The organism is Pseudomonas sp. DR48 (assembly GCF_019823085.1).
In the GTDB taxonomy this organism is placed as follows: Bacteria; Pseudomonadota; Gammaproteobacteria; order Pseudomonadales; family Pseudomonadaceae; genus Aquipseudomonas.
The window spans coordinates 4,248,812-4,263,627 of the sequence record NZ_CP081946.1 but is presented as its reverse complement, the minus strand read 5'-3'; the positions used below and the strand labels follow the sequence as shown (position 1 = coordinate 4,263,627).

General features: G+C 55.7%; 15 protein-coding genes. 7 read left to right on the top strand and 8 right to left on the bottom strand.

Annotated elements, in window-relative coordinates:
• Position 1 precedes the first annotated feature (1 nt).
• The 3 genes from K5K95_RS19345 to K5K95_RS19335 all read right to left on the bottom strand — a co-directional run bounded on the left by K5K95_RS19345 (position 2) and on the right by K5K95_RS19335 (position 1,603).
• Positions 2–736: a zeta toxin family protein gene (locus K5K95_RS19345; protein ID WP_222585612.1), complete on the bottom strand. Its 735-nt coding sequence runs from the start codon at positions 734–736 to the stop codon at positions 2–4.
• Positions 733–981 carry a hypothetical protein gene (locus K5K95_RS19340; RefSeq protein ID WP_020300912.1) on the bottom strand — a complete coding sequence of 83 codons (249 nt, stop codon included), beginning with the start codon at positions 979–981 and terminating at the stop codon, positions 733–735. The genes K5K95_RS19345 and K5K95_RS19340 overlap by 4 nt, the downstream gene beginning before the upstream one ends.
• 364 nt (positions 982–1,345) lie before the next feature.
• Positions 1,346–1,603, bottom strand: a complete 258-nt coding sequence (locus tag K5K95_RS19335; protein WP_222585611.1) for a LasR-specific antiactivator QslA — start codon at positions 1,601–1,603, stop codon at positions 1,346–1,348.
• A gap of 168 nt (positions 1,604–1,771) precedes the next feature.
• Between K5K95_RS19335 and K5K95_RS19330 the strand changes: the two genes are divergently transcribed.
• The 5 genes from K5K95_RS19330 (at position 1,772) to K5K95_RS19310 (ending at position 6,331) form a co-directional block, all read left to right on the top strand.
• Positions 1,772–2,026, top strand: coding sequence for a helix-turn-helix domain-containing protein (locus K5K95_RS19330; protein WP_222585610.1), 255 nt, complete (start codon positions 1,772–1,774; stop codon positions 2,024–2,026).
• Positions 2,027–2,131: 105 nt separating this feature from the next.
• Complete coding sequence (locus K5K95_RS19325) at positions 2,132–3,088, top strand: TIGR03756 family integrating conjugative element protein (RefSeq protein ID WP_222585609.1); 957 nt, start codon at positions 2,132–2,134, stop codon at positions 3,086–3,088.
• Complete coding sequence (locus K5K95_RS19320; RefSeq protein WP_222585608.1) at positions 3,085–4,467, top strand: integrating conjugative element protein; 1,383 nt, start codon at positions 3,085–3,087, stop codon at positions 4,465–4,467. The genes K5K95_RS19325 and K5K95_RS19320 overlap by 4 nt, the downstream gene beginning before the upstream one ends.
• A 3-nt stretch (positions 4,468–4,470) precedes the next feature.
• On the top strand, positions 4,471–4,779 hold the full coding sequence (locus K5K95_RS19315) for a hypothetical protein (RefSeq protein WP_222585607.1): 309 nt from the start codon (positions 4,471–4,473) through the stop codon (positions 4,777–4,779).
• 10 nt (positions 4,780–4,789) lie between these two features.
• Complete coding sequence (locus K5K95_RS19310; protein WP_222585606.1) at positions 4,790–6,331, top strand: conjugal transfer protein TraG N-terminal domain-containing protein; 1,542 nt, start codon at positions 4,790–4,792, stop codon at positions 6,329–6,331.
• Here the strand turns inward: K5K95_RS19310 and K5K95_RS19305 are convergent.
• The 4 genes from K5K95_RS19305 to K5K95_RS19290 form a co-directional block, all read right to left on the bottom strand.
• Positions 6,320–6,718: a DUF3742 family protein gene (locus K5K95_RS19305; RefSeq protein ID WP_222585605.1), complete on the bottom strand. Its 399-nt coding sequence runs from the start codon at positions 6,716–6,718 to the stop codon at positions 6,320–6,322. The genes K5K95_RS19310 and K5K95_RS19305 overlap by 12 nt on opposite strands.
• 279 nt (positions 6,719–6,997) lie before the next feature.
• The gene (locus K5K95_RS19300; RefSeq protein WP_261398000.1) at positions 6,998–7,483 is read right to left on the bottom strand and encodes an ester cyclase; all 486 of its coding nucleotides are present in this window, start codon (positions 7,481–7,483) and stop codon (positions 6,998–7,000) included.
• Between the two features lie 66 nt (positions 7,484–7,549).
• A complete protein-coding gene (locus K5K95_RS19295; protein ID WP_222585604.1) occupies positions 7,550–9,028 on the bottom strand; it encodes an APC family permease in 1,479 nt (492 codons plus the stop codon).
• A gap of 87 nt (positions 9,029–9,115) precedes the next feature.
• On the bottom strand, positions 9,116–10,609 hold the full coding sequence (locus K5K95_RS19290; protein WP_222585603.1) for an aldehyde dehydrogenase: 1,494 nt from the start codon (positions 10,607–10,609) through the stop codon (positions 9,116–9,118).
• 279 nt (positions 10,610–10,888) lie between these two features.
• Between K5K95_RS19290 and K5K95_RS19285 the strand changes: the two genes are divergently transcribed.
• Together K5K95_RS19285 and K5K95_RS19280 are read left to right on the top strand one after the other, a co-directional pair.
• Positions 10,889–11,623 (top strand): FadR/GntR family transcriptional regulator, encoded by a 735-nt coding sequence (locus K5K95_RS19285; protein ID WP_222590372.1) that lies wholly within the window; start codon positions 10,889–10,891, stop codon positions 11,621–11,623.
• Positions 11,624–11,728: 105 nt separating this feature from the next.
• Positions 11,729–12,472, top strand: coding sequence for a cache domain-containing protein (locus tag K5K95_RS19280; RefSeq protein WP_222585602.1), 744 nt, complete (start codon positions 11,729–11,731; stop codon positions 12,470–12,472).
• Between the two features lie 918 nt (positions 12,473–13,390).
• Here the strand turns inward: K5K95_RS19280 and K5K95_RS19275 are convergent.
• The gene (locus K5K95_RS19275) at positions 13,391–14,812 is read right to left on the bottom strand and encodes an aspartate aminotransferase family protein (protein WP_222585601.1); all 1,422 of its coding nucleotides are present in this window, start codon (positions 14,810–14,812) and stop codon (positions 13,391–13,393) included.
• Positions 14,813–14,816 lie beyond the last annotated feature (4 nt).

Genomic DNA, 14,816 nt, shown 5'->3' with positions numbered 1-14,816 from the left:
GCTAGCCGTTGGACACCTTTTCAACGTAGGCATCCATGAACCAGTCAGGGACCTCGTCAACCTTGAATTCAAGGTCAGTCCCATCCGTAACTTCGGCAAGCAGTACCAGGTCAGCTCCGGAGTTATCGAAGATGTAGGCCCGGTTCGAAGCGGCAATGGCCGCAGGCAGTAAGCTCAGGCAACGGCCGTAGCGCTGGACAATTTTCTCTGTGGGAACTGGGTGCCCACCTGCCGCTACACGGTTCCTGACCCTGTTGATATTGATGTCAGGGTCTTCAGTTGCCACGAAGTAGAGGTACGTGCGATATCCAGACGCTCTTGCCTTGAGCATAAAAGCGATTTTATCGTCGCTGGACATCACCGTTTCAAAGGTGAAAGACAGCTGCTCTTCCAGAAGCTTGTTCCGGATGAAGTCAGAGAGCACCGATGCAAAATAGGAGTTCATCGCGACCGTCTGGAAATTCAGGCCGTTGCTACTAAAGCCTATTTTGGCTACCTCCTCATCGAGCTGGGAGGACTTGACCAGTCGATGTTCCCTAAGAAAAGCGAGGACTTCATCGCCCTCAGCTTCCAATTGAAAATCACTAAACTCCAGACGACCGCTCTCTTTGGCAGCCTTCTCGATTTCATCCGGGTTAATGTAGATACCAATCAGATGGGAAGGGATGGCACTTTTCATCGTGCTCTTGCCGGAGCCATTGGGTCCAGCAAAAACCCTCAACCGGGGAACCGTCATGAGCAGCGGCGCACCTTAATTACGCCACCCAGAGTTACTTTGTGCTTGGGTTTTGCCACCCGAATGACTTTGTGCTTACCATCGGCAGTCGTTTCAACAAGCATGCCGTTCATGACTTCCATCACACTGCGGCCGGCAGCCAGCGCGTTGATATAGGCAGTATTGATGGCGCCTTCAGCCATGACCGGGATCTTATCCTCCAGTCGACTCACCAGATCGTCACTCAACACTCTTTTGGCTTTCATATCGCGCTCCACGTTCTCAGAGCGTGCAGAATCTGCACTTAATCAGAATCTTAGCTACGTAAACCTGTTTGTAACAGGGCGAAAGCTACTTCTGTCAGCCCCCATTCTAGAGGAATGGCGTCTGGAACCATACCTTTCAAGAGATTTTCCCGTTCGATGCATAACCGGCGGCATTTGAGGTAAGTACCGCCCTCAACCAAGGGAGGAAAGTGTGATTCCCTGACAAGTCTTTCAGCCGTTGGACAAAACGTGCAGCTAGAAGCGACGATCATTCTTAAACTGCAATCAGCTGGCCTGTACCGATATCGCCAGGTTGAAGGCGAACGGACGATCAATACGATGCAATCGCCTATGAGCAACAGGGTTACTGTGGCACGCTCCGAAGCCGCTGCTGAATCCTCAACAGGAATGCGGCTTCAAACGCATCTTGGCAATCACCGATAGGAAAGGTCTTGCGTGTTTGTGCCAGCTCCCACCACAGTGGAATCTCACCGGGCGCATCAAGCCAAGCCTGGGCGCATTGCACACCACGTTCGATCATTGGGGCGAATTCGTTGCCCCAAGGTGTCAGAAGACTTGGGCAACCATCCGCCGCAGGAATTGCAATATAGTTTTCGTCCATACACACCCTAGATTTCTGACTTTATTATTAGACGCTGGACCCAGCCTCGAAATCATAACGAAACCAAATGAATGCTTGATAACAGACTTCAGCTTCAAATGGCCTAGATCACACCAATGTAGACTATATCCCGTGGATTGAGAGTCCCTCAAGGCGCAATTTGCGCGCATGACTCAAGACTACGAACAGCTTCGTCTTCATCTGGCGGAAAACATCCGCTTGATGCGGCGCGTGAAAAACCTGACCCAGGAGCAACTGGCGCTCATGGCCGAGGTGGATCGCACCTACGTCAGTCAAATCGAACGATGCACGGGCAATCCGTCGCTGCTGGTCCTGTGCAAGCTCGCCAATATTTTCGAAATTACCGCCGATCAGTTACTTGTGGATTCCGATATCCTGCGCAGCGCCCTTCACGTCAAATAATAGTCTCGCGTCTCACAAATCCGATAGATCCACCTTCATAATTTCCACTGACAGTCTTCACTCCCTAACCGAACCTGCCCAGGCCATACACCGAGAGCCTGGATCATGCCTGTTGCCTGCTCGTCAATCCCGCCCACAAAGCTACGGCCCTTGGCGCTGAGCGTCCTGCTGGCATGCGGCCCAAGCATGGCGCTGGATACCGGTAGCATCACGTCCTCCGTGCTTTCTCCAAACTGTCTCGAATACAGGGTCGTCGGCATTTGTTTCTGGCTCCTCTGCACGCCTGTCGGCTGCAAGGTCAAAACCTCGACCAAGGTTCGTCATTTCATTCCGGAACTCGTGGTCTCGAGCTACGCCACAACCGGCGGCAACCCCTGGATAGAGATGGCCGCCCTCTCCTCTCCTATCAGTGGCGCGGAGGGTGGCGGCAATCTGATCACGCCGAACACCCGCCGCAACAACCTGCCCCGCTTCAAGAACGTCGATGGTATCGGCCACCCGGGTGGCTGGGCCGCCACGCAACTGGCCTCGCAATCCGGCTACGCCTGCGCCAGCGGTGCTACTGCGTTCATGCCCTACTACCTGAGCATCCTAGATTCGCTGGCCTGGCGCCATGGCATTCCGGAAGTTTTCTACCCCGAGTCGCTCATGCCGGGGATCCGTGAAATTGGTAGTCAGACCTCGGGAAACATGTGGGGCAACGTCTATCCCCGCCAAGGCTTTCTGGTACAGCCCGACGATTTCAAGGCGGCCGCAGTCATGGCGCAACGGGCCGGCGATGTGATTACCCGTAACGGGCAGCCGCATGTGTATGTACCGCTCACGCCCGCCAAGCACGACGGCTACTGGCCGCCTGGCCCGATCGTTGAAAACGAAGCTTCGACCCACAAATGGCAATTGCTCTACCCTCAGGTTCAGCCCACGTGCGCCATCTTCCCCAGCGATCCGGTACAGAGCGTGGATGGCGGCTACGCCTGGTCGCTGTGGCGTCCTTACAGCTGCTGCAAACGTGAGGGGCAGACCTTTCTGTTCAGCATCGACTTCGAAGGCCGTGCTTCATGAGTCGGCTTCTCACACGACCATGGTTGGGCGTGACGAGTCTGGTGCTCTGCGGACTGTTGACCATGGCCACGCATGTCCCCGCCGCCGAAGGCGATTACCGCCTGGGCACTCAAAGCGAAGTGCTCGACGACCGGGTGATGTACACCATCGGTGGTGGTTCGGCAGCGGGCTCACCGAGCTCGCTCTACCGACCCAGCGGTCTCGGCGTCGGCAGCTCCTGGCGAGCAAACATGATGTGCGGCAACATGAGCCTCACCAACACCCTGCAAAACCAACTGAATGGCGTCACCGAAGGCTTCCAGCAGATCATGGGCAGCATCGTGCAGAACGCGACCCAAGCCGTGATGTCGCTGCCAGCGTTGATCATCCAGCGCGCCAATCCCGGCCTCTATGAGTTGTTGAGCAACGGCGTCATGCAGGGACGTATCGACTTCGACCGCTCCAAGCTGACCTGTCAAGCCATGGCCGAAAAGATGGCGGACAAGGTCGGTCAAGCCGGCTGGGGCGCGCTAGCCAAGAACCAGGAGATGCAGAGTAATCTGGAGCAAACCGGCGGTGATGCAGTGGCCACGGTGAAAAATACCGAGTCCCATAACGGCAATAATGGGGTGTCCTGGGTTGGCGGTTCGAAGGCTGGTGGGAATGGGCAGACACCCATTCGGGTGACCTCCGACGTAGTGCGCGCGGGCTACAACTTGCTGCATAACCGGACGGTAGATGACAGTACGTCGATTAGTAGCAGTGACTGTTTGGGTGGAGCCATTTGCCAGACATGGGCTTCGCCCCAGGAGGAATCCGAATGGGCCGTTCGCGTGTTGGGCGAGAACGAAGTCGCGACCTGCGACACCTGCGAAACCCTGCGTGCTACCGCTGGCAGCGGATTGACGCCACTGATTCAGGAGGCCTACAGCGAGCGGCTGAAAGCCATACAAGGAATGCTGTCAGGTTCACTGCCGCCTACTCCTGACAACCTGGCTAAGGCCTCCAGCCCGATGCTGCCAGTGACCCGCGGTGTGATTGAAGCGCTACGCGACGATCCCGATCAGGATCTGTTAACGCGACGCCTGGCCAGTGAGACTGCTCTGTCCAGCGTGCTCGACAAGGCACTGCTGCTACTGCGCACGCTGCTGGCGGGTAGTCACGAACCGAACATCGCCTCCGCCGAGCCGGCACAAGCCGCCTTGACGAAAAACATCGACGTCTTGGAGCGCGAAATCCGCCTGTTGCAGGCCGAACTGCAGGTCCGGCAGATACTGGCCACCAACACCGCCAGCCTAGTGCTCGATCGGCATGCCGGTGGTGCCGATGCTTCGCGTACCGTCGAGCAAGGCGACCCCGAGCCCGGTCGACTCAATGATGCTGACGCCAGGCGCAAGTAAGCCATGAAACACTCACTGCTATTCACTTTGCTTTCGAGTCTGGGGATTGCCGCGGTGATGATTTTAACCGCTGCGCTGGTCGCATGGATCGGCCGCACTGCGCTGGGTAGTTTCGAGGTCTGGCAGCAGGCATTCGAATCCGTACGGCCCTATCTGCGGTGGTGGCGTGCCCTGCTCTACGGCGCCCTCTTTGTACTCTGGTGGGATCTGCTTCGGCGCTACCGACATCGACCACAGGATCGACTGCGCGTGAAGCGCATCGGAGCAATAGGGCTCGTGCTCTTTACCTGCGTCGAACTCACCCGATTGTGAGGCCACCACGATGCTCATGAGCACCAACAGCTACCTGGAGTTTTACCTCTCCCTGCTGGCCTGGATCATCAACAACGGCCTTTGGAGCATCCTGTCCGATACCGGGCTATTTGCCGCGCCCTTTGGTGCAATCATTTTGCAAGAATGGTTGTCGGCCCGTCAGCAAGGCGCGGATGAAGGCAACAAGGGTCTGCTATCGGTGCCGCGGATCGAGAACCGGCTGTGGCTGGCCTATATCGTCGTATTGTTCGGCTGCGCGCCCGTCTTTCCGTTGAGCCTCACCTCAATAGCGTTCGATGACGTGGCGAGCCAGCGCTGCGGTGTCAGTGTGGCCAAGCCAGCGGAAACTGCTTGGGGGGCGACCTTCAATACCATCGGCGAACGCTCCGCTAACGTGCCGATCTGGTGGTTTCTGGTGCATACCTTGAGCAAAGGCGTGACTGCGGCAGCTACTGCCTCTATCCCCTGCGCACCGGATATCCGGCAGATGCGCATGGAGATCGACAGTTCGCGCATCGACAGCCAGGTACTGCTGCAGGAAGTCGCCGACTTCACTCGCGACTGCTATGGCTATTCACGTTCTCGGCTATTCACCAACCGTCCGCAGTTGAACAAGGCACAAAGTCACGACGCATCTTGGATCGGCTCAAGCTATTTTCTCGACACGCCCGGCTACTACGATACGGATCATTCACGCACACCGCGAGTCAGCTGGCCGTATGACGAAAGCCGCGATGTTTCCTTACCTCGGCTGGAGAATGGCGCGGGCTACCCCACCTGCAAGCAGTGGTGGAGTGATAGCGGTGTTGGGTTGCGCGAGCGCTTGATCCAGCAGGTCGATCCTTCGTTGCTGACTCAGCTGAAAGGTTGGTTGACTGGTCGTTCGAGCAACGAGATCGAGGATGCCACCCTGCGTGAGCTGGTCAGCCCGCGCCAGCAATCGATGTCCATGCCGCCCGGACAGGTGTACCAGGACTATGGCTCCAGCGCTCGTGGCGGCTCGATCAATCAGGGGCTCAATAACCTGGCCACCAATACTGGGCTAGCCCTTGGCTCCTTCAGCAACTTCCCGGCGATGAATGCGTTACGCGCCGCGCTACCGATGGTGCAGGCTTTCCTTATCATGGGCGTCATCATCAGCTTGCCGCTGATTCTGCTGGTCAGTACCTACCAGTTGAAGACCGTCATGACGGTGACGTTCGCACTGTTCACGCTGCACATGTTGAGCTTCTGGTGGGAGCTGGCCCGCTGGGTCGACTCCAGCATGCTCGATACCCTGTACAACCAGGTGTCGGTTTCCAATCAAGTGCTGTTGTCGCTGCCCACATCCGGCTTCATGGATGGGACGGTCACGGCGCAGGTAATTGAGTATGTGATGGGGGCGATGTTCATCGTGCTGCCGATGCTGTTTCTAGGGGCCATGAGTTGGGCAGGATATTCAGTTGGCAACGGAATTCAAGGCATGTTGGCGAACGGTAGCAAAGCCGCAAGTGATTCAGCGAGCAAAGGTACGGATCAAATATTGGATGCTGCTAAGCGCTCAATTAGATGACTTGCTGTCACCTATATAATGCCCATTGTCGTCAAAGTCACCGATGTAGAGATCAGCACCTAGATAGTCTGGCCCTGGATTTTCCTCTTGATTATCGGAACCAATAAAGCCCCTGAACCATAGCAAAGTGATGACAGCCAGCGTCATCACAATAAAAGTAACCAGCCAAACACTAACAAAGAGCAGCCCCCCAACCAACGCCAACTTGGCAGTCAGGAAGCTCCCGCGAACAAGTAATTTACCTGCGGGCATACCTGCCGTCACCGCACGCTCAGCCACGCGGGACTCAAACGCTATCAACTTGAGATACCCGCGTTTTATCAACATGCCACAGGCATACGCCCAGCGGTGGGCACGTGAATTCTGATCCGATTGCTGAGTCGGCATGGTCTCGCCCTCTTCTGAGCGTTTTCATGGTTGAGACAGGAGTAATAGCCTACTACTGAAAGCAGCCCATGCCTGACCGCTTATCAGTTTGCCCAGCCGAAAAACCCTCACTGGACAACGTAAGACAAACCTCGCAACACAGCTTCTCTGCGGAGGTTACCCCACATAAAACGCTCCACTAAATACAAATACGGATCGCTATTATCGACAACACCCTGCCGTGGGCGACGTCACTGCGTAAGCTGGCTGCCGCTAATACTGCAAACTGTAACACCCCCGTCACCACCCCAATTGCTTGTTAAAACCAAGGGCGTCGTAGTAGTCATGCTGCGTGAGAATCTTGCCGTTCTTGAGATGTATGAAACTAACGCCCTTAAAGCTGAGACGGCGCTGAGTGGCCGGGGTCTCGGTACTCCAGGGGCCGGTATTGGTACCGTTGAATTCCCATTCGAAGGCAATGCTCTCGCCGTTGACAATCGGCTCGCCGAACATTTTCCATTGCAGATCTGGCACTGCCTGCATGAACACTTCAATGACCTGAGTCTTGGCGTTTTCGCGACCAACCTGAGGTGTGCCCACCGAGGCGTCGAGGAACTCAACGTTGTCAGAAAAGTACTCGGACGCGGCATCCGCATTATGGGCATTCCAAGCCTTCATGTAGTCATGGACCACATCAAGGGTCGTGTTTTGTCCAGCCGCAAAACTTGCATGACTGGCCAAAACCAGAAGCAGTCCGAACAGCAGTGAGTGGATTCGAAACATCATAGCCTTCAACCTTGTTGTCAGAAGATGGGGTTGCCTGCCGCGCTCAGCGGCAGGTATTGATGTCAATTAGCGGTTTTTCCAAGCATCCGAAGCTGGGGCCCTGCCCTTTTCATAGGGACGAAACAGGCTCATGTATAGGACTCCGACGAGGATGACGATGGCACCGACAAGTGCGATGCCGTAGTTCACGTACCAGGGCGCATCCGGGGTACGCGGCCAGGACATATTGACGATGGCGAACATGCCGTAGCAGAGGGCAGCGATGTTAACTACCCAACCCCAACGTCCCATGGTGAACTGGCCCTTGGGTCTCCACCCACGGATACGGGCGTACAGCGCACCGCCAACAATCATCTGGAACGCCAGGTAGATACCGATGGCGGCAAAGCTCACCACCAGCGCAATAGCGTTCTGAAGGTAGAAGCCCACACACACAATGATCGCCGGCAGCACCCCACACACCACCAGGGCTGCGGTCGGGACGTGCGTCGTAGGCGAGAGCTTTTTCAGCACATTACTGCCCATGAGCATTTCGTCTCGAGCATAGGCATAGAGCAAACGACTGGCAGATGCCTGCAAACTCAGCACGCAGGAAACGAACGAAACTGTAATCACCGCCATAACGACCCGAGAGCCAACAGGACCGAACGCCGCGCCGAATATCGTGGACATCGGGTCCTTGTCTTGTCCGGAAATAACTGCGGCCATGTCCGGCACTGCCAGGATCAATGCCAAGGCCGCAAAGATCGAGGCGGCGCCGCCGATCCAAATAGTCATCCGCATGGCCTTTGGAACCTGGCGGCTAGGATTTGGGGTTTCCTCGGCTACATCGCCACAGGCTTCAAAGCCGTAGTAGAGGAACATCCCCGCCAACGAGGCTGTAAGGAAGGCTGGCCAATAGGCCCCGTCGATGGAAATGTCAAAAGTGTCGAACAATACGCTCAAGGACTGGTGGCGTTCGAAGATCAGTAGGTATCCACCGATCAACAAAGCCCCGACCAATTCGCAAAGAAAACCAAACATCGCCACCCGAGCTAACAGCTTGGTACCACTGAGATTCAAGACCGTCGCCGTGGCCGTCAGAAATAGCGCGACCAATGTATTAGTCACCGGCGACGACTCGAAACCTAGAAGGTTAGCGATGTAGGGACCAGCACCCAGCGCGACGGCAGCAATGGTGACGCATAGAGAGATGGCATAGATCCACCCGACCATCCACGCCCACTTCTTGCCGACCAGACGACGGGCCCAAGGATAGACGCCACCGGAAATCGGGTATTGAGATACCACTTCGCAAAAAATCAGACACACCAGCATCTGGCCGAACCCCACCAGCAGGTAGGACCAAAACATTGGTGGCCCGCCGGCGGCCAAGCACAGGCCGAACAAGGTGTAGACCCCTACCACCGGGGACAGATAGGTAAACCCAAGGGCAAAGTTTTGCCACAGACTCATACTACGTTCGAAATTCGAGGTGTACCCAAGAGCACGGAGTTGCTCCGCATCCTGGTCCACAGCCACATTAGGACTTATTGAGCTGTTCATTCCAACATCCTTCAAAAAGGAATTTGTTTTAGTAGGCGTTGATCGGACGGCGCAATTCCGCCCGTAGCGCAGTTAACGAGCGTTGCCTCAGAGTTGTATCCAGGTGGCCTTGATCTCGGTGTACTTATCAAAGGCATGCAGGGATTTATCACGGCCATTACCGGACTGTTTAAAGCCGCCGAACGGCGCCATCATGTCACCGCCGTCATAGAGGTTGACCCAAACACTCCCGGCACGAAGTGCGCGGGCCATGTTGTGGGCTCGAGACAGGTCAGCCGTCCAGACGGCTGCTGCCAGTCCATAAGGAGTGTCATTGGCAATGCGTATCGCATCCTCGGCTTCGTCAAATTCGATCACTGACAGTACAGGACCAAAGATCTCTTCCCGGGCGATTTTCATCGAGTTGCTGACATTGTCGAACAGGGTCGGCTCGACATAACTGCCGCCGGTTTCTGCCAGTGCCGCATGTCCACCCAGCAATAGCCGCGCACCTTGTACCTGACCCTCTTGGATGTACTGCAACACCCCTTCCAGATGACGGCCGTCCACCAGTGCACCGACATTAGTATCAGGGTCGAGCGGATGTCCCGGCTTCCAGCCCTTCATGGCCTCGACAACCATTGGTACAAAACGCTCCTTGATTGACGCCTGCACGAGCAAACGTGAACCGGCGGTGCAAACCTCGCCCTGGTTGAAGGCGATGGCTGCCGCTGCAGCTTCGGCCGCCACCTGCAGATCAGGGGCATCGGCAAATACAATGTTGGGACTCTTGCCGCCGGCCTCGAGCCAGACCCGTTTCATGTTTGACTCACCCGCATAAACCAGTAATTGCTTGGCCACTTGGGTAGACCCGGTAAACGCCAAGGTATCAACGTCACCGTGCAAGGCCAACGCCTTGCCCACGGTGTTGCCATAGCCCGGCAGAACATTGAGGACACCCGCTGGCAGACCCGCCTCCAGAGCAAGCTGTGCGATGCGGATAGCGGTCAGCGGAGAACGCTCCGAGGGTTTGAGGATCACCGAGTTACCGGCAGCCAGCGCCGGCCCCAACTTCCAGGACGCCATCATCAGTGGGAAATTCCACGGCACGATAGTAGCGACCACCCCGACCGGCTCCCGGGTAACCAGCCCGAGCTGATCGACCGAGGTTGCTGCCACCTCATCGTAGATCTTGTCGATTGCCTCACCGCACCAGCGGATACTGTCAATGGTCCCCGGGAGGTCGACAGACAGCGAATCGGAAATCGGCTTGCCCATGTCCAATGTTTCCAGCAGAGCTAGCTCTTCGGCATGGGCCTGCAACAATTCGGAAAATCGCACCATCACGGCCTTGCGCATTGCAGGTGCTTGGCGTGACCAAACGCCGGACTCGAACGCCGACCGGGCGCTGGCTACCGCCAAATCGGCATCCGCCGCATCGCAACTCGCGACCAGGGCAAGCACACACCCATCGATAGGACTTATGCACTCGAAGGTTGCACCTGAACTGGCCGACACATATTCGCCATTGATAAAGGCTCGCCCTTCGATGCTCAGCGCCTTGGCTCTGGCTTCCCACTCTGATCGGGTCAACTGACTCATGGTTAAAAGTGCTCCTGGGTTCGGATGGATGCGATCTCAAATCGCCTTAAACCTATGGAACCATATCTTTTAATCCATGAGAACCCCAAAAAAGCGGATTGAAGGTGATTTTTTTGACTTTTTATGCGTTAAAACTCTAGAATCACCACACGAACATGTACAAAAACAACATTAAATATGAAATAGAATTTTAAAAGAAACACACATCCGGACGCGCTTGACGCTACATCGGACTATTGCCACAGGCGTAAAACGGCGCCGCCCATGAATGAATCAACCATGAGCCCTACTTCAAGCCTCATACGCCTTAACCAGGAAGGTAAAACGGAGTCTGTCACCCGTCGCCTGATAGAAATGATCGATCTGGGTTTGTTCACAGAAGGCGAACAGCTCCCCAATGAAAGTGTCCTGGCCACACAACTCGGCGTTGCCACGGTCACACTGCGGGACGCGTTGGCGGTCTTGCGCGAGCGCGGGGTTATCGAAACCCGTCGCGGACGCAGCGGCGGGAGCTTCATCTGCGCCGCGCCGCAAACCTCAGATCAGTCTCTGTTCGATCAACTTCGTGAAATCAGTACGCTTGAACTGCGCGACCTCGCCGATGAACACGCTGCCATTTCAGGCGCGGCCGCCCGACTAGCGGCTCAGCGCGCCGGGCCTGAGCAACATGCAAGACTGAGCAGCTTTGTCGACGCTCTGGCCAACGCTCAAGAGCGGCGAGACCGCCGACGAGCCGACGCCAGATTCCATATCGAAATAGCCGTGGCAGCGCAGTCTGTGCGCCTGACTCACAGCGAAGCGCGCTTGCAGGCGGAACTTGGGGAACTGTTATGGCTGCCGTTTGCCGGTCAACCGGATCCACAGACTATCGAACGGGAACATAGAGCTATCCTGGAAGCTATCGTAGCGAACGACGCCAATCTGGCGGGCGCCCTGGCAGAAGCACATGTAACAAGAGGCGTTCGCCGCCTAAGCACCCTACGACTACAACAAATGGCAGAAGGCGACTTATGAATGGAACGAAACTTGCTGAATTACTCGCTCGCTATGCAGCACGGCGTCGCATACCTCGCCGACTGCAGGCACCGCATTGTCTTCTCTGAGTCATGAGGTAGAGCCATGGCTAACGAAATGTCAGCAAACGAGTTGTCCCAATGTGCCACGTTGATCAACGCTTCCATTAGTAACGTATTCAAGGGGCTCAACGATATGAGCGCCCAAGTATTGAGCATTTGGGAACATCTGTGTTGCAACACAAAGCGCCCCAGCCAAGGCGACCTCAAGCCATTGCTGCCTATTATCCGGAAAATCCTGAACTCGGAGAGCCTCAAGTTTCATGGCGCCGGAGTTGTCTTCGCTCCTGGTGAGCTGGAAGATCGCGAGATGCATCTGGAGTGGTGGTGCCGAACCCAAAAAGAAGAGATCCAGCCTCTGACACTGAATTTTAATAGCCGTAGCGACCGTTTTTACGATTACCTGCACATGCCTTGGTACACCCGCCCCCAGCAAACCCGGCAGCCCTCCATAGACGGCCCATTTGTGGATTTGTACGGCACGGAGCAGTACATCGTTGCCTTCTCGGTTCCTATTTTTTTCGCAGATCGCTTCATTGGTGTAGCGGCTGCCGATATTTCTCTGCACTCCCTGGAACCCTTGCTCGTGCGCAGCCTTATGCGGGTCAGTAACGAGGCGTTGTTACTCAATGCCGAAGGTCGAGTGCTGGCGGCTAACACACCGAGTTGGCTGGCCGGTGATTTGATCCGAGGTACCCTGAGCCTGGACAACGAACAGGGTCGCGTCCTGAGCCTTATTGACACATCGTCATATTGGAGCGTCGTGGAGCGGCCTGTGCCAAGGTGCTGATTAAGACTCCATCTTGGTTTGAAGAACCAAATCTCAACCCATGCGTTTCAGGAAGAATCCCGTCGAATGAAAGCTCCTGCCATGGATGGCTGGTGGTCGCCATGCACTCCGCTACCGAAAGCGCCCCCCATCCAGCCGCCTATCCCGTCAAGCTATTGCACCAGAACCAACTCAACCAACTTGGCAAGGCTGTGCTCGCTCGCCGCGGCACTGGAAGAACACCACCTCTAGAAGGACTGTCATTCGCGTAGCCGCAGGTGGTCGCGCAGCCACTGAGGTTCTTCACGAAGCCCGGGAACGACAGAAACAAGAACTTTGATGCGTCATGCCACACGTTTCCTGCCTGTCGGACCTGTCTAAAACCCGCACCGCGGTCAGATCATTTTTCGAAGAATGGAGCCAGAGGACTGAGCTCAAATCGAGGCCGCTGCGGTGAACATGAATACAGCTTTTGACCTGGAGGTTAGCCAGCATTGCCTGAAAGCACGGTAGGCCTACAACCTTTTCTACGGGGTCATCAAATATGGCCGAGCAGTGATCAATCAGGTGCGAGTCGACGAGACCAATCGACTGCATCACAACAAACCTGCCCTATTAGGTTATCAAGCAAACCCGCTGTTTACTGCTGCACAATCCAGAGAACCTGAAGAAGACGGAACAACAGGTTCATCTAGAGGCATTGTGAGCCGGGTTCATTGGTCAATGCACACCGGTCAATTAAAAGGAATAAATCATGGTCATCAAACGGATGGTGTACGGCTACCGGGACAGCGAACTCTTTTTCATGAAGATCAAGAGCGTCTTTCCCGGTAATCCGTGAAGAATCATTTTTTTACTCACGAAACGAAGGTCGTGGCGCGACCAGCACCCTGCGCCGCGCCGATGACCGATACGACTTTATGACACCAAGTGACGCTATCAGGAGTTGTGCGTGTAGCCCTCCCACTGATGCCACATGCTTTGGTTGACACCCAGGCCAAACCAGCGGTCTGTGTCGTCGAGTGCACGGCTGAAAATATCAACCACGAGCTGTATTTCTTCTTTCGTGGAAATCAACGGCGGGCAGAATGCGATCGAGTCTCCCATCGCCCTTGTGATCATGCCGTACTCCTGCGCACGTCCCGCCAGGTAGCGCCCCAGCTTCCCAACCGTATCCATCGGCTCCTTTGTCCGACGATCCGCAACGAGCTCCACAGCAGCGATCAATCCACAGCCCCTAACCTCCCCTACCAACGGATGATCAGCAAATTGAGCCAGTCCGGCTTGAAGTTGTTCGCCCAACTCGCAGGCATGCTCGACAAGCCGCTCTTCTTGGATGATCTTTATGTTTTCCAGCGCAACTGCAGTCGCAACCGGGTGGCCGCTGCCGGTGAACCCATGGCCCAGAGTACCGAAGGTGTGGCTCTGATCGGCAATCCCCTCGAAGACCTTATCGTTGATCAGGACTGCCGCGATCGGTTGATACGAAGAAGATAATTGCTTGGAAACTACCATGACGTCTGGCTTGATGCCGAAGGTTTCGCAGCCAAACATCTTGCCGGTACGACCGAAGCCGCAAATGACTTCATCCGCGACAACCAACACATCATATTTGCGGCACACCGCCTGAACCTTGTCCCAATATGTGCGCGGAGGCACGATCACGCCGCCCGCCCCCATAAGCGGTTCGCCGTAAAAAGCGGCTACGGTATCAGGGCCCTCTCGGAGGATGACATTTTCCAGTTCAGTTGCCAGGCGATCAGCAAATTGTTCATCGGTCTCGCCAGGCTTGGCATTGCGATAGTGGTGCGGACAAGCGACGTGAAAGAAGCCGGGCAGCGGCACATCAAAGCCACGTTGGTTCGCCTGCAACCCGGTCAGACTGGCGCTGACAGCAGTAATGCCGTGATACGCATTGTGACGGCTGATGAACTTCTTTTTGCCAGGCTTACCAATGGCATTATTGCGATACCAGATCATCTTGACGACGGTGTCGTTGGCTTCAGAGCCTGAGTTAGTAAAGAAGACCTTGCTCATCGGCACCGGGGCGAGTTCGATCAGCTTCTCGGCCAATTCGATACTGGGTGTGTGAGCCTTGTGGCTGAAGAGGTGATAAAAGGGAAGTTTGCGTAGCTGCTGCTCTGCCGCCTTGATCAAGCGCTCATTACTGAACCCCAGCGCCACACTCCAAAGACCTGACATCGCTTCGAGATAACGCTTGCCCTGGTTGTCATAGACGTAAATGCCCTCGCCACGCTCGATGATCAGCGGGCCTACTTCCTGGTGCAGACGCGCATCCGTGTAGGGGTGGAGTTGATGCTGAACATCCTTTTCGGCGAGAGAAAGATACGAGTGATTCATGTTA